The sequence below is a fragment of the Mycobacterium sp. NAZ190054 genome (genome assembly GCF_001545925.1).
In the GTDB taxonomy this organism is placed as follows: domain Bacteria; phylum Actinomycetota; class Actinomycetes; order Mycobacteriales; family Mycobacteriaceae; genus Mycobacterium.
This window is the reverse complement of sequence record NZ_LMVQ01000004.1, coordinates 1-18,374: the sequence shown is the minus strand read 5'-3', so window position 1 is coordinate 18,374 and position 18,374 is coordinate 1. Positions and strand designations below refer to the sequence as shown.

Here is an 18,374-nt window from a genome sequence, read left to right as displayed (position 1 = left end):
CCCCCACGCCACCCGCTCACCCCCACCACCCTCCTCCGATCGGCGGCATTCGTGCACCCGCGCGCGGCGGATCTGTCTGCCCGTGACCCGGGACCGGCGGGCGTCCCGACCTCGGCGGCACACATCCTGGCCCATCTGCGGGCGGTGCTGGCGTCCATCCTCTAGAAAGGAAGCCATGCCCAATGTCTCGCGTCACCCGTCGTTGACCCCTGCCTACACCGGCCGGCTGTCCACCACTCCGATCCCGGCGCTGCGTCTGCCCGACGAGTCGATGGAACCGGACCTGACCTACCGCTACATCCACGACGAGCTGATGCTCGACGGCAGCTCGCGGCTGAACCTCGCGACGTTCGTGACCACGTGGATGGATCCCGAAGCGGGCCAGCTGATGTCGGAGACCTTCGACAAGAACATGATCGACAAGGACGAGTACCCGGTGACCGCCGCGATCGAGCAGCGCTGCGTGTGCATGGTGGCCGACCTGTTCCACGCCGAGAACCTGCGCGACGACGACCCGTCCACGGCGATCGGGGTGTCCACCGTCGGGTCCAGCGAGGCCGTGATGCTGGCGGGTCTGGCGATGAAGTGGCGCTGGCGGGAGAAGGTGGGTGAAGCCTGGAAGGGGCGTACGCCGAACCTGGTGATGGGCTCCAACGTGCAGGTGGTGTGGGAGAAGTTCTGCCGCTACTTCGACGTCGAGGCGCGCTACCTGCCGATGGAGGACGGCCGATACGTCATCACCCCCGAGCAGGTGGTCGACGCCGTCGACGAGGACACCATCGGCGTGGTCGCGATCCTGGGCACCACCTACACCGGGGAACTCGAACCGGTCGGCGACATCTGCGCGGCGCTGGAGAAACACGCTCGTGGCGGCGGCCCGGACGTTCCGGTGCACGTCGATGCAGCCAGCGGCGGGTTCGTCGTGCCTTTCCTGCATCCGGACGTGGTGTGGGACTTCCGGTTGCCGCGGGTGGTGTCGATCAACGTCAGCGGCCACAAGTACGGCCTCACCTATCCCGGCATCGGCTTCGTGGTGTGGCGCAACGCCGACCACCTGCCCGAGGACCTGGTGTTCCGGGTCAACTACCTCGGCGGTGACATGCCGACGTTCACGCTGAACTTCTCCCGCCCCGGCAACCAGGTGGTCGGCCAGTACTACAACTTCCTGCGGTTGGGCCGCGAGGGTTACACCTCGGTGATGAAATGTCTGTCCGAGACCGCGCAGTGGCTGGCCCGCGAGCTTGCCTTGATGTCGGTCTTCGAGGTGATCTCCGACGGCTCGGCCATCCCGGTGGTGGCGTTCAAGCTGGTCGAGGGCACCAAGTACACGGTGTTCGACATCTCGTCGCTGCTGCGCAGCTACGGCTGGCAGGTCCCGGCCTACACCATGCCGGACCACGCGAGCGACGTCTCGGTGCTGCGGATCGTGGTGCGGGAGGGTTTCTCGGCGAACCTGGCCCGCGCGCTGCGCGACGACCTGGTCGAGGTGCTGGGCAAGCTGGACAAGGTGGGCATCGGCGGTTTCGCCGACGAGGAGCATTTCGCCCACTGAACCACCGCCTGGGACAATCGCGTGCAGTGACCACCACGCCGACCATGACTCAGAACATGCCGCGGGCTCTGCCCACCGCGTCCGTCGACGTCGACGCGATCGCCCACAACGTCGCTGTGCTGCGCGAACACGCCGGCTCAGCTGCGGTGATGGCCGTCGTCAAGGCCGACGGATACGGCCACGGCGCCACCCGGGTCGCACGTGCGGCGCTGGCGGCGGGGGCGGCCGAGCTCGGCGTCGCCACGCTGGACGAGGCGCTGGCGCTGCGTGGTGACGGCATCACCGCCCGGGTGCTGGCCTGGCTGCATCCGCCGGGCACCGACTTCGCCCCCGCCCTGCTGGCCGACGTCGACCTGGCGGTGTCCTCGCAGGCCCAGCTCACGGCCGTCCTCGACGCGGTCACGCGCACCGGGCGCTCCGCGAACGTCACGGTGAAGACCGACACCGGGCTGAGCCGCAACGGGGTGAGTGAGGCCGAGTACCCGGCGGTGGTCGACGCGTTGCGCCGCGCGCAGAGCGACGGCGCGGTGCGGGTGCGCGGGCTGATGTCACACCTGGCGCACGGCGACACCCCGGATCACCCGTTCAACGACGTGCAGGCGCGCCGGCTCACCGACATGGCCGCGTCGGCGCGGTCCCGCGGGATCACCTACGAGGTTGTGCACCTGAGCAATTCGCCTGCCGCGTTGACCCGTCCGGACCTCGCGTTCGACGTGGTGCGCCCGGGGATCGCGGTGTACGGGCAGACGCCGATCCCGGAGCGCGGCGACATGGGGTTGCGGCCCGCGATGACGGTGAGCGCTCCGGTGGCCAAGATCCGGCCGGTGCGGGCCGGTGACGCGGTGTCCTACGGGCACACCTGGACGGCGCCGGCGGACACCACGCTGGCGCTGATCCCGGCCGGTTATGCCGACGGCGTGTTCCGTGCGCTGAGTAACCGTTTCGAGGTGTCGATCAACGGCCGCCGGTACCCCAACGTGGGACGGGTCTGCATGGACCAGTTCGTGGTGGATCTGGGTCCGGGCGCGGTCGACGTCGCCGAGGGCGACCGCGCGATCCTGTTCGGGCCGGGCGCCGACGGCGAGCCGACCGCACAGGACTGGGCGGAGCTGCTGGGCACCATCAACTACGAGGTGGTCACGAGCCCGCGCGGGCGGATCGTGCGGGCCTACGTCGGTGGGCCGCAGTGATCCGCGGCGCGGGCTGGCTCGCCGGCGCGGCCGGGGTGGCCGCTGTCGGATCCGCGGCGGGAGTGTCGGTGATGCGCTCGTTGCGCCGGCGGGTCACCGACGAGGACCCGCACCGCGACGAGGATTTCGAGCTTCTGGACGCCGACCGGGGCTGCGTGGTGACCACTCCTGACGGTGTCCCGCTGACGGTCCGTGAGGTGGGGCCCGCCGACGCACGGCTGACCGTGGTGTTCGCGCACGGCTTCTGCCTGCGGATGGGGTCGTTCCACTTCCAGCGGGCGCGCCTGACCGAGCAGTGGGGACCCCAGGTCCGGATGGTCTTCTACGACCAGCGCGGCCACGGCCGGTCGGGAGAGGCGCCGCCGGACACCTACACCGTCGAGCAGCTCGGCCGGGACCTGGAGAGCGTACTGGCGGTGATGGCCCCGAAGGGGCCGGTGGTGCTGGTGGGTCATTCCATGGGCGGTATGACGGTGCTCTCGCACGCCCGGCAGTATCCGCAGCGCTATCCGTCGCGGGTGGTCGGCGTCGCGCTGATCTCCTCGGCGGCCGAGGGGGTTTCGCGTTCGCCGGTGGGCGAGATCCTGAAGAACCCCGCGCTGGAGGCCGTGCGGTTCGCCGCGAGGTACGCGCCGAAGCTGGTGCACCGCAGCCGGGGAGCCGCACGTTCGGTGATCGCGCCGATTCTGCGGGCGGCGTCCTACGGCGACGAGAAGGTCAGCCCGAGCGTGGTGGCGTTCTCCGAACGGATGATGCACGACACCCCGATCACGACGCTGGTGGAGTTCCTGCACGCGCTCGAGGTGCACGACGAGACCGCCGCGCTCGAGACGCTGAACAAGGTGCACACGTTGGTCGCCTGCGGTGACCGTGATCTGCTGACACCGGTGGAGTACTCGAGGGCGATGGCGCGGGCGTTGGCGAAGTCCGAACTCGTGATCGCCGGCGGCGCAGGTCATCTCGTGCAGCTGGAGCGGCCGGAGGTCATCAACGAAGCGTTGGTGCGGTTGGTGGAGCGGGCGACGCCGTCGAAGTTGGTGGCGTTGACCCGGCGGGTGAAGGAGCGGATTCGGTCCCATGGATGATCGCTCGGGCAATATGGAACTGCTCAGCGCCGACGACACGATCGCGCTGGGCGTCCGGCTGGGCCGAGGGCTACGGGCCGGTGACGTCGTCGTGCTCTCGGGTCCGCTCGGTGCGGGAAAGACAGTGTTGGCCAAAGGGATAGCGCAGGCTCTGGATGTCGAGGGGCCGGTGATCTCGCCGACGTTCGTGCTGGCCCGGGTGCACCGGCCGCGTCGTGAAGGAGCGCCCGCGATGGTGCACGTCGATCTGTACCGGCTGCTCGACCAGGAGTCGGTGGACCTGCTCGCCGAACTGGACTCGCTGGACCTGGACACCGATCTCGACGACGCCGTCGTGGTGGTCGAGTGGGGTGAGGGGCTCGCCGAACGATTGTCGGACAGCCATCTCGACATCCGGCTGGAACGGGCGCCCGACACCGACGTCCGCACCGCGATGTGGCAGTGGAGCAGGCCATGAGCAGACTGGTGCTGGCGATCGACACGGCGACCCCCGCCGTGACGGCGGGAGTGGTGCGTGTCGACGGTGACGCGATCGAGCTGCTGGCCGAGGAGGTGACGGTGGATCCCCGGGCGCACGCCGAGCGGCTGACCCCGAATATCGTCGACGCCCTCGGTGTTGCGGGTGTGACAGCCGGTCAGCTCGCCGCCGTGGTGGTGGGGTGCGGTCCCGGCCCGTTCACCGGCCTGCGGGTGGGGATGGCGACGGCTGCGGCGTTCGGGCATGCGCTCGGGATCCCGGTGCACGGGGTGTGCAGCCTGGACGCGATCGCGGTGGGCACGACCGGTGACGTCCTGGTGGTCACCGATGCGCGGCGCCGCGAAGTGTACTGGGCGCGCTATCGCGACGGGCGACGGGTGGACGGGCCCGCGGTGAACTCTGCCGCCGATGTGCCGGCGGGGGCGGCGGCCGTGGCCGGGTCGCCCGAGCATGCCGCGTTGTTCGAGCTCCCACGGCTCGCTCCGGTCTATCCCACGGCGACGGGACTTGTTGCGGCCGTGGACGATTGGGTGGCAGATCCGGAGCCGCTGGTTCCGCTGTACCTGCGCAGGCCCGATGCCAAGCCGTCGCAGGCGGTGTCACGATGAACGTCGAATACGGTCCGCTGACCCCCGGTGATGCCATGCGTTGTGCGGAGCTGGAAGCGCAGTTGTTCGACGGCGACGACCCGTGGCCGGAGCGTGCGTTCCTGGCCGAGCTGGCCGCCAGACACAACTTCTATGTCTCGGCGCGGGTGGACGACAAGGTGGTCGGGTATGCCGGCATCGCCCGATTGGGCCGGTTGAAGCCGTACGAGTACGAGATTCACACCGTGGGCGTTGATCCCGCGTATCAGGGCCAGGGCATCGGCAGGAACATGCTCACCCGGCTGATCGAACATGCCGGGGACGGAACGATCTTCCTCGAGGTCCGGACCGACAACGACTCGGCCATCGCGCTGTATGAGAGCGAAGGGTTCGTCAAGATCGGGGTGCGCAAGCGGTACTACCGGGTCAGCGGTGCCGACGCCTACACGATGAAGCGGGAGGGCCGATGATCATCCTGGCCATCGAGAGCTCGTGCGACGAGACCGGTGTCGGCATCGCCGAGCTCGGCGACGACGGGACGGTGACGTTGCTGGCCGACGAGGTGGCCTCCAGTGTCGACGAGCATGCGCGTTTCGGCGGGGTGGTGCCGGAGATCGCGTCACGTGCCCATCTGGAGGCGCTGGGGCCGACGATGCGGCGCGCGCTCGCAGCGGCCGGCGTGACCAAACCCGACGTCGTAGCGGCCACCATCGGCCCGGGACTGGCGGGCGCGCTGCTGGTCGGCGTCGCGGCGGCCAAGGCGTATGCGGCGGCGTGGCAGGTGCCGTTCTACGCGGTCAACCACCTCGGCGGACATCTGGCCGCCGACGTGTTCGACCACGGTCCGCTGCCGGAGAGCATCGGCCTGCTGGTGTCGGGCGGGCACACGAACCTGCTGCACGTGCGCTCGCTGGGGGAGCCGATCGTCGAGCTGGGCTCCACCGTCGACGACGCGGCCGGGGAGGCGTACGACAAGATCGCCCGGCTGCTGGGGCTCGGGTATCCGGGCGGGCGGGTGCTCGATGAGCTTGCGCGCGAGGGTGATCCGGCCGCGGTCACCTTTCCGCGGGGGATGACGGGCCCGCGCGACGATCCGTACGCGTTCAGCTTCTCGGGTCTCAAGACCGCGGTGGCGCGGTATGTGGAGAGGCATCCGGAGGCGTCGCAGGCCGATATCGCGGCCGGGTTCCAGGAGGCGGTCGCCGACGTGCTGACCGCCAAGGCGGTGCGGGCGGCCAAGGAGCTCGGGGTGTCGACGCTGTTGATCGCCGGTGGGGTGGCGGCGAACTCGCGGCTGCGGGAGCTGGCCCTGCAGCGGTGCGAGGAGGCGGGGATGACGCTGCGTATTCCGCGGCCGCGGTTGTGCACCGACAACGGGGCGATGATCGCGTCATTCGCCGCGCATCTGATCGCGGCCGGGGCGTCCCCGTCGCCGCTGGACGCGGCCAGCGATCCCGGGCTGCCGGTGGTGCAGGGGCAGGTGGCGTGAGCGCGCCGGCTGACAAGCTCGAGATCGCCGAACTGCTGTACCGCTACGCCGAACTCATCGATGCCGGTGACTTCGAGGGTGTGGGCGCACTGCTGGGACGCGGTCATTTCATGGGTGTGGGCGGGGCCGATGCCATTGCGGGCCTGTTCACCGCGACCACCCGCCGGTTTCCCGAGCACGGCAACACCCCGCGCACCCGTCATCTCGTCTTGAACCCGATCGTCGACGTCGACGGCGACACCGCCGCCGCGCGGTCGACGTTCTGCGTCGTCCAGCGCACCGACACCGTCGCGTTGCAGCCCATCGTCGTCGGGCGCTACGCCGACACCTTCGCCCGTGACGGCGGCGGCTGGTACTTCACGGCTCGCACCGTCGAGGTGGAGATGGTCGGCGACGTGTCCGACCATCTGCTGATGGATCTGAACCGACTCGGTCAGAATGGCGGCGGGTCGTCGCCGTAGTCGGGTTCGTGCCATTCGATCGGCGGCGGTCGGGTGTTCTGGGTTCGGGCCGGGCGTTCGCGGGCGCGTTGTTCGCGGTTGTGTTTGCGCTCGGCGTCGATGGTTCGTAATCGGTTGTGCGCGCGGGTATTTCGCCGTCGGGGCATCTTCTCGTCGCGGCGGTCACTCGGGATGGTTTCGGGTGGGTCGCCGGTCCAGAGGGTACCGGTGGGTTGGCACAGGGTGGGGAACAGGAGCCGACTGCCCGGGTAGGTGGTGTAGGTGTGTCCGGTGGGGGCGGTCCAGACGATGGTGCCGTCGGGGTATTGGCGGTCGCGCCATCCGGTGGCCCCGATCCAGAATGTTTTCAGTAAGTGGTGAAAACGGCATAGGCATTTCAGGTTCGACGGGTGGGTGGGCCCGACCGGGTAAGGCACGGTGTGGTCGATGTCGGCGAGCGTGGCCGGTTGATCGCAGCCGGGGAAGCGGCAGGTCAGGTCCCGGCAGCGGACGAATGCGGCCAGCGCGCGCGACGGGGTGTAGCGCGGTTCGGGCCCGCTGGCACCGGGGTGAACGATCTCGCGATACTTCGCGTCCTGACACAGACCCTCCAGCAGCGGAGTCGGGGTCAGCCCGGCGCCGAAAATGTACGCCGGTTTCGGCGGCTTCCTGTCGGGCTGGACGTTTTCCTCGGCGGGCGTGGCAGACGACCCACGGTGCTGACCGTCGGGGGTGTGGTCGGTGAGGATGTAGATGGTGGTGTCGCGGTGGGGTCGGGGGTTGGTGGCGGCTTGGCAGGTGTCGCTGCCGCAGTGGCAGGCCAGGGTGGTGAAGCCGGTGAGTAGCGCGGTGTAGGCCTGGGTGCGGCGGTCGTCGAGGGTGCGGGGGTCATCCGGGCAGACGCTGTGGGCCATCTCGTCGATCAGTTTCTCGGCCGCGGCGGCGTCTCCGGCGTAGATGCGGGCCCAGATGGTGGTGAATCCGGGTTCGTCGATCGGGCTGCCGAACTCCACGCACGGGGTGGTGGCGGTGTGTTTGCGGCGGCGCACTCCGTCGGGGTCGTGGCGTTCGACCAGGGCGTCGATGGCCAGTTCGGTTTTGGCCGCCGACTGTGCCCCCCAGGTGCTGATTTCGGCGGCGAGCTCGGCGTCGACGGCGGCCATCACCGCCGGGTCGGTGATCAGGTAGGTGCGCCAGATGATGGTGCGCACCAGCAGCTCACTGATCACTCCGTCCAGGAAGAGCGCGTTGACCTTCGGGAGGCGGTCGCGGAGCGCGACTCCGCGGTGGGCCTGGGCTGAGGCCAGGCCGGCGGTGATGCGCCCGGCAGCGGCGAGCTCGGCGGTCACCGAGGCCTCGGGATCGACCCACCAGGATTCACGGTCCCCGGCGGGCAGGCCGGTGCGGCGGGTGAAGATCTCGGCCATCACCGCCAACTTGCGGGCACACGCGGCGTTCTCGACCCGGGCGCTGGCCCGCGCCGCGTCGATGAGCTCGGCGTCGGAGAACCCACCCAGGAGGTCGGATTCGGGTACCCCAACAATGTCGAACACATGTTCGATGTTACGGCAGCCCACTGACAAATTCGGATCGCCGCCGAGGGCGAAATGCCGGGTTTCTGCCGGCGGCCGCGCAGACCGCGGGCAGCGTCTCCTGCGTCGGCCTTCGCTGAGCGGCCGTTCGCTCAGGGCAAAAGCTTCAGCCCCTAGCCTTGAGTGCTAGCACTCGCCTGTATAGAGTGCTAGGCGGCAGTCGGTTCAGCCTCGTGTCGACACCCGCGACGACGGCGCGAGGACGGAAACGGCCGCTGAGTACATACACCTACATCAGTGAAGGGGCTCCATCGTGGCGAGCGTGAACATCAAGCCACTCGAGGACAAGATCCTCGTTCAGGCCAACGAGGCCGAGACCACGACCGCTTCCGGTCTGGTCATCCCCGACACCGCCAAGGAGAAGCCGCAGGAAGGCACCGTCGTCGCAGTTGGCCCCGGCCGCTGGGATGAGGATGGCGAGAAGCGGATTCCTCTGGACGTGTCGGAGGGCGACGTGGTCATCTACAGCAAGTACGGCGGCACCGAGATCAAGTACAACGGCGAGGAGTACCTGATCCTGTCGGCCCGCGACGTGCTGGCTGTCGTCTCCAAGTAAGCGAATCGTGTTCCGCCCCGGACGTCCCGCATGTGCAGGTGATGTCCGGGGCGGCGCGCGTTCCACCCGGTCCTAGGAAAGACATTCATGAGTAAGCAGATTGAGTTCAACGAAACCGCGCGTCGCGCCATGGAGGTCGGTGTCGACAAGCTCGCCGACGCGGTCAAGGTGACGCTCGGCCCGCGCGGCCGCCACGTGGTGCTCGCCAAGTCCTGGGGCGGGCCGACCGTCACCAACGACGGCGTGACGATCGCGCGTGACATCGACCTCGAGGATCCGTTCGAGAACCTCGGTGCTCAGCTGGTCAAGTCGGTGGCCACCAAGACCAACGACGTCGCCGGCGACGGCACCACGACCGCCACCGTGCTGGCCCAGGCGCTGGTCAAGGCCGGCCTGCGGAACGTCGCAGCCGGTGCCAACCCGATCGCGCTCGGTTCCGGCATCTCCAAGGCCGCCGACGCCGTCTCCGAGGCGCTGCTGGCCGCCGCGACCCCGGTCAACGACGCGAAGGCCATCGCCCAGGTCGCGACCGTGTCGTCGCGCGACGAGCTGGTCGGTGAGCTGGTCGGCCAGGCCATGACCAAGGTCGGCAACGACGGTGTCGTCACCGTCGAGGAGTCCTCGACGCTGAACACCGAGCTGGAGATCACCGAGGGCGTCGGCTTCGACAAGGGTTTCCTGTCGGCCTACTTCGTCACCGACTTCGACTCGCAGGAAGCCGTCCTCGAGGACGCGCTGGTACTGCTGCACCGCGAGAAGATCAGCTCGCTGCCTGACCTGCTCCCGCTGCTGGAGAAGGTCGCCGAAGCCGGTAAGCCGCTGCTGATCGTCGCCGAAGACGTTGAGGGCGAAGCGCTTTCGACGCTGGTCGTCAACGCGATCCGTAAGACGCTGAAGGCCGTCGCGGTCAAGGCGCCGTTCTTCGGTGACCGCCGCAAGGCGTTCCTCGACGACCTCGCGGTCGTCACCGGCGGCCAGGTCGTCAACCCGGACGTGGGTCTGGTATTGCGCGAGGTGGGTCTCGAGGTGCTCGGCACCGCGCGGCGCGTCGTCGTCGACAAGGACAGCACGGTCATCGTCGACGGTGGCGGTACCCAGGAGGCGATCGACGCCCGCAAGGCGCAGCTGCGCGCCGAGATCGAGGCGTCCGACTCCGACTGGGACCGCGAGAAGCTCGAAGAGCGGCTGGCCAAGCTCGCCGGCGGTGTCGCGGTCATCAAGGTCGGCGCGGCCACCGAGACCGATCTGAAGAAGCGCAAGGAGGCCGTCGAGGACGCGGTCGCCGCGGCCAAGGCCGCTGTCGAGGAGGGCATCGTCGTCGGCGGCGGTGCCGCGCTGGTGCAGGCTCGCAGCGCTCTGGACAAGCTGCGCTCCGACCTGTCCGGTGACGAGGCACTCGGTGTCGACGTGTTCGCCGCCGGGCTGTCCTCGCCGCTGTACTGGATCGCCACCAACGCCGGGCTGGACGGCTCGGTCGTGGTGAACAAGGTCGCCGAACTCCCTGCGGGGCAAGGCTTCAACGCCGCAACCCTGGAGTACGGCGATCTGGTCGCCGACGGTGTCATCGACCCCGTGAAGGTCACGCGTTCGGCAGTGGTCAACGCGGCATCGGTGGCCCGCATGGTGCTCACCACCGAGACCGCGGTCGTCGACAAGCCGGCTGAGCCGGAAGACGACGGCCACGGGCACGGCCACGGTCATCACCACCACTAGATAGTTCGAGGGAAGGGGGCCGGGTTCATCAGAACCCGGCCCCTTTTCTCGTGCGATGCGCGACGTTCTCGGAGGTGGCTTCGTGGGTAGAAAACGGCGGCAACGCCAGTGGCCGGGCGATCCACAGGCAGCATGGGTCGAGGCGAGGGAAAACCATGCGGCGCGCCCTTTGCCGCGCCCGCAGCTCCCGGTCTGGCGTGACGTCGACGTCTTCGCCCGTCACGTCCGGCTGCCGCACCGCACCCCGTCTCCGCTGGGCACGGTTGCGGCCGGTGTCTTTGTCGCCCTGCTCGCGTGGTCGAGGGACTTCGACGGTGTGCCCGGGATCGGGCTCGCGGTGATCGCGGTGCTACTGCTGGTCGCGGGTTGTTACTTCATGTGGTTGGGGAAGGCGCGACGGCGATGCCGGTTAGGCCGCGTCCACGCCCGTGCCCTCGAACACGGGGTGGCCGGTCACGCCTATCGGACCGCCTTCTCCTGGTCCGGCGGCGAGGGGCGGCCGACCCCCACCTCGCTGTTGATCGACGAGCGCTTGCCCGATTCCGCGGCGGGCCGATTGCAGCATGCGGTCCGGATCTGGCTGGCGCGGGTGACCTCGGATGACGACCTGACAGCGCAGGCGCAACGGACGCTCGACCACCGATGGGCCGTACCGACGACCGAGATCTTCGGGCCCGAGGCCGTCGGCGCATGGTTGATCCTGGACCAGGGCGATGACGATTCGCCGTGGCGGCTGCTGATCGACCGGCCGGACGGCCCGGAGGAGTACTTCTACGATGAGGTCATGCCGATCAAGGGTCCCAGGGGTCGCCTGCATCTCGACGACGCCTGACGTTGCGCCACGTAGAGCGGTCGGGTCACACTGAATACATATGCCCCCGTGAATTTAGTCTGTCTACATAGTAGGATGAATCACCATGGCACAGAATGGATTTGTGAAGCGCAATCGTCTGTTTGCTGGAGCGGTCTTGGCAATCGGCCTCGGACTCGGTAGCGGGATCGGCGCAGGCATGGCGAACGCCGCTCCCATTACTCCGGGCACCGACATCGCCGTCGAGAAGCCGCCTCACCACGATTGGAAGCACTGGGGCCCCGGTCGGGGTAACGGCAAATGGGCCAAGGCCGACTGGAACCGGGACGTCGATGCGTGTATCAGCGCAACCGATCCCTCCGGCTACGTCAGCGGTTACGTCTGCATCTGACCGCCGGCACGGCTACGCGTCAGGCGGGCTTACCGACCGGGTCGATGGGCGTGTACGAGAACTCGCCGTCGATCTCGTTCTTCCAGGCGAGCTGCATCCGTACCAGCGCGTCTGCCGCGGGGATGTGCTCGTCCGGCACCCGGGGGTTGTGCGCGATGATCTCGGCGGCGGCGAGGTGACTGGCATCCGTTCGGGAGTCCTCCTCGACGGCTGACAGCCACCACTCCCGGGCGGCGTCCTCGTTGTCGGTGTCCTCCCGAAGAGGATCGTTCTGGGCGCTGCCCGGCGACTCGCTCATGTGCTCATTCTGCACTTTGCCCAGCAGCTGCCGCTGTGGTCTGGGGGAGTCGTCGGACGGTGCCCGGCGCCGCAAGGTCACCCCGCTGGACCGCCGACCGCGCGACCGTGTAGCCTGACCGCCGTGAACATCCGTGTGTGCGCCGGCTATTGGCGCTTTATGCAGGCTCCGGGCGGAGCCGATAAAGCGCAGCACTAAGCACGCATCCACCCGGAGCCCAGGCAGTGACCATCAGGTCGCTGCCTTTCGTCATTCAAGGGCGCCGGACTTTCACCTGGTGCCCACCACAAGGAAAGGCACCACCGAGATGACTCTGGCGCAGACCGCCACCCCGCCCGCGACGTCGGACCGGCGGATCCGCGGTTTCAGCGAGATCCCCAGCCCCCACGAGGTGCTCACCGAGTTCCCGTTGGGCGCGCGGCGCGCCGAGCGGGTGGCCCGCGACCGCGACGAGATCGCCGACATCCTCGCCGGACGGGAGGACCGCCTGCTGGTCGTGGTGGGGCCGTGCTCGGTGCACGATCCCGTGGCCGCGCTGGAATACGCGGGCCGGCTGGTCAAGATCGCCGGCGAACTCAAGGACCGCCTCAAGATCGTGATGCGGGTCTACTTCGAGAAGCCGCGCACCACGATCGGCTGGAAGGGCCTGATCAACGACCCGGGGATGGACGGCACCTTCGACGTGGCCCGCGGCCTGCGGATCGCCCGGCAACTGCTGTTGGACATCATCGACATCGGCCTGCCGGTCGGGTGTGAGTTCCTGGAGCCGACCAGCCCGCAGTACATCGCCGACGCGGTGGCGTGGGGCGCGATCGGGGCCCGGACCACCGAATCGCAGGTGCACCGTCAGCTGGCGTCCGGACTGTCGATGCCCGTCGGGTTCAAGAACGGTACCGACGGCAACATCCAGGTCGCCGTCGACGGTGCGAAATCCGCTGCGGCCCAACATGTGTTCTTCGGCATGGACGATTCGGGCCGTGGTGCCGTGGTGCGCACGGAGGGCAACGAGGACTGCCACGTCATCCTGCGGGGCGGGACCAGCGGCCCCAATTGCGACGCCGGGTCGGTGCGCGCGGCGGCCGAGAAACTCGCCGCGGCCGGTATGCCCGACCGTGTCGTGATCGACTGCAGTCACGCCAATTCCGGCAAGGACCACATCCGTCAGGCCGACGTGGCCGAGGAGGTCGCGCAGCTGGTGCGCGACGGGCTCCCCGTCAGCGGGGTCATGCTGGAGAGCTTCCTGGTCGCCGGTGCCCAGGCGCCGGAGGCGCGCCCGCTCACCTACGGCCAGTCGGTGACCGACAAGTGCATGGATTGGGGCGCCACCGATCGGGTGTTGCGGGAACTCGCCCGGCGCTAGGGTTCCCGGGATTTCCTCCCGGGAAGCGCTGCCACCGACCAAACTGTGGCAGGGTGTCCGAGCGAACGGAGGTCGATCATGCGAATCGCGGTAGCGGGTGCCACCGGCAACATCGGTGCGCGCACCGCGGCGGTCCTCAAGCGGGGCGGTCACACCGTCGTCGGCATCAGCCGGTCGCTCGGCGTGGACCTGCTCACGGGTGACGGGCTCGACGCCGCGCTGGAGGGCGTCGACGCGGTTGTCGACGCGATCAGCTCACCGCCGATCAGCCAGGACGAGACGCTCGCGTATTTCGGCACGACGACCAGAAACCTGCTCGACGCAGAGCACCGTGCCGGTGTGCGCCACCACGTGCTGTTGTCCATCGTCGGGATCCACCGCACACAGGGCGGCACCGACCACTACACGGGCAAGCGCGAGCAGGAGCGTCTGGTGCAGGAGGGCCCCGTGCCGTGGACGATCGTGCCGGCGACGCAGTTCCACGACTTCGCGGGGCTGGCCGTCGGCTGGACCGAGCACGACGGGGCGGCCACCATCGCGCCGCTGCTGGTCCAGCCCGTCGCGCCGGACGACATCGCCGCGGTGCTGGCCGAGATCGCGACCGGTGCGCCGCAGGGCCGCTACGTCGACGTGGCTGGCCCCGACACACAGGACCTGGTCGACATGGCGCGGCGCACCAACGACGTCCACGGACGTACCGTCAAACTCGTCCCGACGTGGTCGGGCCCCCTCGGCGAGGAACTGGCGGGCAACGTTCTGCTGCCCGGCGCGGACGCCCGGATCTGTCCGACCACCTTCGAGCAATGGCTCGCCGCCGGCGCCCGGTGAGTGCACGCGTGAGCCACAGAGCGGCTGTCGCCGCCGTCATCGCGGGACTCGGCATCCTGACGAGCTGTGCCTCGGCAGGCGAACAGCAGGGCGGGACACCGGCCGCCCCGACGATGCCCGCAGGCGGAAGCGCGTCGTCCGACGCCGTCACCGGTGTTGCGCCCGAGTTCGGGCCGCCCCAGGCCCCGCCTCCGGTACAGAAGCGGGACGTCGTCAAGACCGCGTCGATGACGGTCACCGTGCCGGACCCGTCGGCCGCGGCGGATGAGGCCGCGGTCATCGCCGAGCGCAACGACGGGCGCGTCGACAGCCGCTCGGAGGACGCAGGCTCGAGCGGTGGCCGGGCGGTCACGTCGATCGTGCTGAGGGTTCCGGCGGACGACCTCGACGAGGTGCTCCGCCAACTCAAGGCGCTCGGCACCGTCGAGACGGCCACCACCACCGCCGAGGACGTCACGACCCAGCGGGTGGATCTGGACGCGCGGATCCGGGCGCTGCAGACCTCGGTGGACCGGCTGCTGGCGATCATGTCCGAAGCCCGCGACCCGGAAGCGCTCATCCAAGCCGAGAGTGCGCTGTCCCAGCGCCAGGCCGATCTCGACAGCCTGCGCGCACAGCGCGAGGCCCTCGGCGATCGGATCGCCTACAGCACCATCGAGGCGAGCTTCCACGCCGAGCAGATCGGCGGCCCCGCGCCGGAGCGCTATGAAGGATTCCTCGGCCAGGTCGAGCGCGGGTGGGATGGGCTGGTCGCGGTGGCCGGTGGGGCGGTACTGCTCCTCGGGCTGCTGCTTCCGTGGCTGGGGGTACTGCTGGTGGTCGGGTTGGTGATCTTCGGGCTGGTCCGCGCGACGCAGCGGCGGCCGGCTCCCGTCGCCGCGCCTGCGCCGACCGAACCGACCGATCAACCCGACGCGGTCGAACGTGACGGTTGAGCCGCTCAGGCTTCGAGGCGGGCGCGGACGGCCGCGATGCGCGCGACGAGCGTCGCCTCGTCGATGACGCCGCGCGCCAGCAGCGTGTGGGCCAGCGCCATCAACTGGTTCTCCGGGTACGGCAGGTCGGCATAGAGCGTCGCCGACAACGCGTCCTCTTCGTCACGGCGCTCCTTGAAGGTCGGCACGTCAGCGGCGCAGGCCGCGTGGTCGAGGGCGTCGCAGAATCCGTCCAGGCTCGTCTTCCAGGGGGGTAGCGGGTTCTCCACGCCGTACTTCGCGGCCATCCGCGGCCACACCTGGTTGCGTTCGACGATGTGGTCGAGCGCCGCCACCCGGTCGGTCACGGGTGCACCGCCGGCCGGGTGTCGACGATGACGTTCGTCGTCACCCCGGGTTTGGGCAGTGCCACCCCGATCAGGCAGTCCCGCGTGACGATCTCGGCAAGCTGGTCCTCGGTCCAGTCCTCGGTGCCGTCGGGACGCATGGGCAGCACCATGAATCGGTGCTTCTGGTTGGAGTCCTGCACCCGGACATCGACGTCGTCGGGCAGATAGAGGCCGAACTCGGCGAGTACCTGGCGGGGCCAACGGACAAGCCGCCGGCGGTAATTGGGGGTCCGGTACCACTCGGGGGAGTTGCCCAGGATCGGCCGCGGGTAGCAGGAGCACAGTGCGCACACGATCACGTTGTGCAGCGTCGGGGTGTCGGCGAGGATCTCGAAAGCGGTGAAATCGCTGGGGGTTCCGAATCCGGTGGGCTCCATCCAGTCGACCCCGACCTCTTTGCTCGCGGTCATCGGTTCGTTCAGGGCCAGCTGTTCGAACTGCGGATCCAGCCACGCTCTGGCCACCAGCCTGGCGGCGGGGGTGGGGCCGATCTGTTCGGCGAACTCGGTGAAGCGGCGGTGTTCCTCGGCGGTGAAGATGCCCTTCTCGATGCAGAGTTCGCGCAGCGCGATCTCGAGAACCTCGAAGTCGGTGATCTCATCCACCATCGGCTTGACCGTCCGGTCGTGGTCGTGGTCGTGATCGTGGGACACGGGGGAGTTCCTCTCGGGCCGGGATGAGTCAGGAGGCCGCTTCGAGCCAGCGTTCGGGAATCTCGGTGCGCAGGACGTCGGTCGGGGTGCCCGTGTAGCCGTGCCATAGGTCGGCCATCGTGAACCTGACGACGTAGAACCACTCCGGTTTCGCATCGGGCCGGTCCCACGTCTCATCCTCGGCGGCAGGGCTCTCATAGGCGACGGTGGCGATCTCGCCCACGGCGCCGCGCACGTATTCGGGGGTGCGGGTGTAGAAGAGGACCGGAAGGTCGCGGACCGACACCTGGTCGCCCACCTTGAACTTGGGTTCACCGGCCAGTCCCGCGTACACCTGCGGGTCACCTTTGCCGACCGCATGCTGGTGGTGTGCGTTGCGTTTGACCTGCGAACCGTCGCCGGCACACTTCGGCTGTGCCTCGAGCCTTCTTCCGTTGAGCCCGTTGGCGTAGCGGGCCTGAACCTCGGCCATGCGCTCACTCAGCTCGCCGAGGCTGATGTGGTGTTTCTCCACCAGGATCCGGGCCACGGCCAGCAGCCATCGGCCGTAATAGGGAAGGCCCAGATACTCGGCACGTCCGACGTCGACGTTGCCCATCCGGCGTCGCTCCTCCGACAGCCAGATTCCCCGCCAGGCGAGCACCTCGCAGATGACGTACGTCATCTCCTCCCACTGCTCGTACTGTTTGTTCTCGTACTTCATCGGGGCGTCGGGTTCACCGCCGACATCGTGAACAGGCTTCAGATAGGCCTTGATTCGCGCATGGTCGAGCAGGTCCGGGGTCGGAGCGTCGGGAAGCTCGGGGAATGCCGACTTCAGCCGTGCCACCAGTTCCAACTGAGCTGCACGCTCGGCGGCACTGCTCATGAAGATCCCCTTCTGTTGGAACCGCGACGTGCAAATAATCTCAACCGGGGGCGCGTGACGGGGTCGATTCGGCCGGATTGGTGAATTCGGCCTCCCCGCACGCAAATGCCCCTGGACGCAGAACAGCCCACCCCGGTGGCGACTGCCGGGGTGGGCTGTTCGATGTCAGGTCTAGGCGCTGCGGCGAATTCCGCGCTTGAGCAACAGTTCACGCTCGGATTCGCTCAAGCCGCCCCAGATGCCGTACGGCTCGCCGACGGCCAGTGCGTGCGAACGGCATTGTGCGATCACAGGACAACGGCGGCACATCTCCTTGGCGCGCATCTCGCGCTGCGCGCGGGCCCGGCCACGTTCGCCGTCGGGGTGGAAGAACATCGAGGAATCAACACCTCGGCAAACGCCCTGCATCTGCCAATCCCAGATGTCAGCATTCGGACCGGGAAGCTGCTGCGGCTGTGGCAATGGAAAACCCCTCCGTGCAGACTCTTTCGCGACCATTGGTCGCGCGAGTCGTTGGAACAAACCCCGAGCACAGTCGCCGATGACCACTCGTGCACACAACGTAGAAGGGCTTCCGAATTGCCGTCAATAGGTCGGTTGTGTGCGAAAACGCATAAGCGCAGGCAGAAAATTTACATCACGTTCATCCAGCCGAAGTTTTGCCAACGCGAGTAGTGGTACAGCGGCTGCTCGCCTGTCGCGGTGACCGGTCATTTCGGCTGTTGGCATCACCGCATACCGGACAATTGGCAACCTTTGTCCGGAGGCGCGTTGACATTGCTGTAACACGTCATCCATGAACTGTTAACTAACGTGATTTTCAAACGACTTTCGGGTTGATAGCGTCCCGGTCCGATGGACACCGGTGCCGAGGATTCCGCAAACGCCCTCGCGGATGCCGCGTTCGGCGGCCGGCCCGGAACCTGGCCGCTTCCGCCCGCCACCCGCTGCCCCGACGTGTGGTTGCGCGCTGTCGCCGCGGGAGGGCAGGGGCGCTACGCCTGCGCGCTGTCGGAGCTGGACCGGCTGAGGCGCCGTCGGGGTAGGTCTCGTCCTTCTCGTGCCGGTCGACGATCGGGTCGAGGACCTTGTCACCGATCTGCCGGGCGAGGTCGACGAGTTCGCGCGCTTCCTCGGTGGGCAGGAGACGGTCGACAGC

The 18,374-nt window shown here is 68.5% G+C and carries 21 protein-coding genes and 1 pseudogene; 15 read left to right on the top strand and 7 right to left on the bottom strand.

Features of this window, described 5'->3' with window-relative positions; all coding sequences use genetic code 11:
• Window positions 1-175: 175 nt before the first annotated feature.
• Genes ASJ79_RS00745 through ASJ79_RS00710 form a run of 8 tightly spaced genes read left to right on the top strand, consistent with a single transcriptional unit; the run spans window position 176 to window position 6,842 of the window.
• On the top strand, window positions 176-1,552 hold the full coding sequence (locus ASJ79_RS00745; protein WP_067952339.1) for a glutamate decarboxylase: 1,377 nt from the start codon (window positions 176-178) through the stop codon (window positions 1,550-1,552).
• A gap of 56 nt (window positions 1,553-1,608) precedes the next feature.
• Window positions 1,609-2,742: an alanine racemase gene (alr, locus tag ASJ79_RS00740; protein ID WP_067952345.1), complete on the top strand. Its 1,134-nt coding sequence runs from the start codon at window positions 1,609-1,611 to the stop codon at window positions 2,740-2,742.
• Window positions 2,739-3,827 (top strand): alpha/beta fold hydrolase, encoded by a 1,089-nt coding sequence (locus ASJ79_RS00735; protein ID WP_067952338.1) that lies wholly within the window; start codon window positions 2,739-2,741, stop codon window positions 3,825-3,827. The genes alr and ASJ79_RS00735 overlap by 4 nt, the downstream gene beginning before the upstream one ends.
• The gene (gene tsaE, locus ASJ79_RS00730) at window positions 3,820-4,284 is read left to right on the top strand and encodes a tRNA (adenosine(37)-N6)-threonylcarbamoyltransferase complex ATPase subunit type 1 TsaE (RefSeq protein WP_067952337.1); all 465 of its coding nucleotides are present in this window, start codon (window positions 3,820-3,822) and stop codon (window positions 4,282-4,284) included. Before ASJ79_RS00735 ends, tsaE begins: the two co-directional genes overlap by 8 nt.
• Window positions 4,281-4,913 (top strand): tRNA (adenosine(37)-N6)-threonylcarbamoyltransferase complex dimerization subunit type 1 TsaB, encoded by a 633-nt coding sequence (gene tsaB / locus ASJ79_RS00725; protein ID WP_067952344.1) that lies wholly within the window; start codon window positions 4,281-4,283, stop codon window positions 4,911-4,913. The genes tsaE and tsaB overlap by 4 nt, the downstream gene beginning before the upstream one ends.
• Entirely contained in the window at window positions 4,910-5,362 is a 453-nt protein-coding gene (rimI, locus tag ASJ79_RS00720; protein WP_067952336.1) for a ribosomal protein S18-alanine N-acetyltransferase, read from the top strand. The genes tsaB and rimI overlap by 4 nt, the downstream gene beginning before the upstream one ends.
• A complete protein-coding gene (tsaD, locus tag ASJ79_RS00715; RefSeq protein ID WP_067952335.1) occupies window positions 5,359-6,381 on the top strand; it encodes a tRNA (adenosine(37)-N6)-threonylcarbamoyltransferase complex transferase subunit TsaD in 1,023 nt (340 codons plus the stop codon). The genes rimI and tsaD overlap by 4 nt, the downstream gene beginning before the upstream one ends.
• Window positions 6,378-6,842, top strand: a complete 465-nt coding sequence (locus ASJ79_RS00710) for a nuclear transport factor 2 family protein (RefSeq protein WP_067952334.1) — start codon at window positions 6,378-6,380, stop codon at window positions 6,840-6,842. Before tsaD ends, ASJ79_RS00710 begins: the two co-directional genes overlap by 4 nt.
• Here ASJ79_RS00710 and ASJ79_RS00705 read toward each other — a convergent pair.
• On the bottom strand, window positions 6,815-8,374 hold the full coding sequence (locus tag ASJ79_RS00705; RefSeq protein ID WP_067952333.1) for an HNH endonuclease signature motif containing protein: 1,560 nt from the start codon (window positions 8,372-8,374) through the stop codon (window positions 6,815-6,817). The genes ASJ79_RS00710 and ASJ79_RS00705 overlap by 28 nt on opposite strands.
• A gap of 292 nt (window positions 8,375-8,666) precedes the next feature.
• On the opposite strand from ASJ79_RS00705, the gene groES reads away from it, so the two are divergent.
• The 4 genes from groES to ASJ79_RS00685 all read left to right on the top strand — a co-directional run bounded on the left by groES (window position 8,667) and on the right by ASJ79_RS00685 (window position 11,884).
• A complete protein-coding gene (gene groES, locus ASJ79_RS00700) occupies window positions 8,667-8,969 on the top strand; it encodes a co-chaperone GroES (RefSeq protein ID WP_003929249.1) in 303 nt (100 codons plus the stop codon).
• Between the two features lie 87 nt (window positions 8,970-9,056).
• Window positions 9,057-10,682 carry a chaperonin GroEL gene (gene groL / locus ASJ79_RS00695; protein ID WP_067952332.1) on the top strand — a complete coding sequence of 542 codons (1,626 nt, stop codon included), beginning with the start codon at window positions 9,057-9,059 and terminating at the stop codon, window positions 10,680-10,682.
• Between the two features lie 169 nt (window positions 10,683-10,851).
• Window positions 10,852-11,514: a hypothetical protein gene (locus ASJ79_RS00690; RefSeq protein ID WP_231750672.1), complete on the top strand. Its 663-nt coding sequence runs from the start codon at window positions 10,852-10,854 to the stop codon at window positions 11,512-11,514.
• 85 nt (window positions 11,515-11,599) lie between these two features.
• On the top strand, window positions 11,600-11,884 hold the full coding sequence (locus ASJ79_RS00685; RefSeq protein ID WP_156448229.1) for a hypothetical protein: 285 nt from the start codon (window positions 11,600-11,602) through the stop codon (window positions 11,882-11,884).
• 19 nt (window positions 11,885-11,903) lie between these two features.
• Here the strand turns inward: ASJ79_RS00685 and ASJ79_RS00680 are convergent, their stop codons facing one another.
• On the bottom strand, window positions 11,904-12,182 hold the full coding sequence (locus ASJ79_RS00680) for a hypothetical protein (RefSeq protein ID WP_067952342.1): 279 nt from the start codon (window positions 12,180-12,182) through the stop codon (window positions 11,904-11,906).
• 307 nt (window positions 12,183-12,489) lie between these two features.
• On the opposite strand from ASJ79_RS00680, the gene ASJ79_RS00675 reads away from it, so the two are divergent.
• The 3 genes from ASJ79_RS00675 (at window position 12,490) to ASJ79_RS00665 (ending at window position 15,305) form a co-directional block, all read left to right on the top strand.
• A complete protein-coding gene (locus tag ASJ79_RS00675) occupies window positions 12,490-13,542 on the top strand; it encodes a 3-deoxy-7-phosphoheptulonate synthase (RefSeq protein WP_067952330.1) in 1,053 nt (350 codons plus the stop codon).
• A gap of 78 nt (window positions 13,543-13,620) precedes the next feature.
• The gene (locus ASJ79_RS00670) at window positions 13,621-14,370 is read left to right on the top strand and encodes an SDR family oxidoreductase (RefSeq protein ID WP_067952329.1); all 750 of its coding nucleotides are present in this window, start codon (window positions 13,621-13,623) and stop codon (window positions 14,368-14,370) included.
• A gap of 113 nt (window positions 14,371-14,483) precedes the next feature.
• Entirely contained in the window at window positions 14,484-15,305 is an 822-nt protein-coding gene (locus ASJ79_RS00665; protein WP_067952341.1) for a DUF4349 domain-containing protein, read from the top strand.
• Between the two features lie 5 nt (window positions 15,306-15,310).
• Here ASJ79_RS00665 and ASJ79_RS00660 read toward each other — a convergent pair whose 3' ends face one another.
• The 5 genes and pseudogenes from ASJ79_RS00660 to ASJ79_RS33580 form a co-directional block, all read right to left on the bottom strand.
• Complete coding sequence (locus ASJ79_RS00660) at window positions 15,311-15,592, bottom strand: thiocyanate hydrolase (RefSeq protein ID WP_231750673.1); 282 nt, start codon at window positions 15,590-15,592, stop codon at window positions 15,311-15,313.
• A gap of 56 nt (window positions 15,593-15,648) precedes the next feature.
• Window positions 15,649-16,302, bottom strand: coding sequence for a thiocyanate hydrolase subunit gamma (scnC, locus tag ASJ79_RS00655; RefSeq protein WP_156448230.1), 654 nt, complete (start codon window positions 16,300-16,302; stop codon window positions 15,649-15,651).
• Between the two features lie 73 nt (window positions 16,303-16,375).
• On the bottom strand, window positions 16,376-17,215 hold the full coding sequence (locus tag ASJ79_RS00650) for a nitrile hydratase subunit beta (RefSeq protein WP_067952326.1): 840 nt from the start codon (window positions 17,213-17,215) through the stop codon (window positions 16,376-16,378).
• 171 nt (window positions 17,216-17,386) lie between these two features.
• On the bottom strand, window positions 17,387-17,677 hold the full coding sequence (locus ASJ79_RS00645; RefSeq protein ID WP_067952340.1) for a WhiB family transcriptional regulator: 291 nt from the start codon (window positions 17,675-17,677) through the stop codon (window positions 17,387-17,389).
• Between the two features lie 562 nt (window positions 17,678-18,239).
• A pseudogene (locus ASJ79_RS33580) lies at window positions 18,240-18,374 on the bottom strand (acyl-CoA dehydrogenase); the annotation flags it as partial.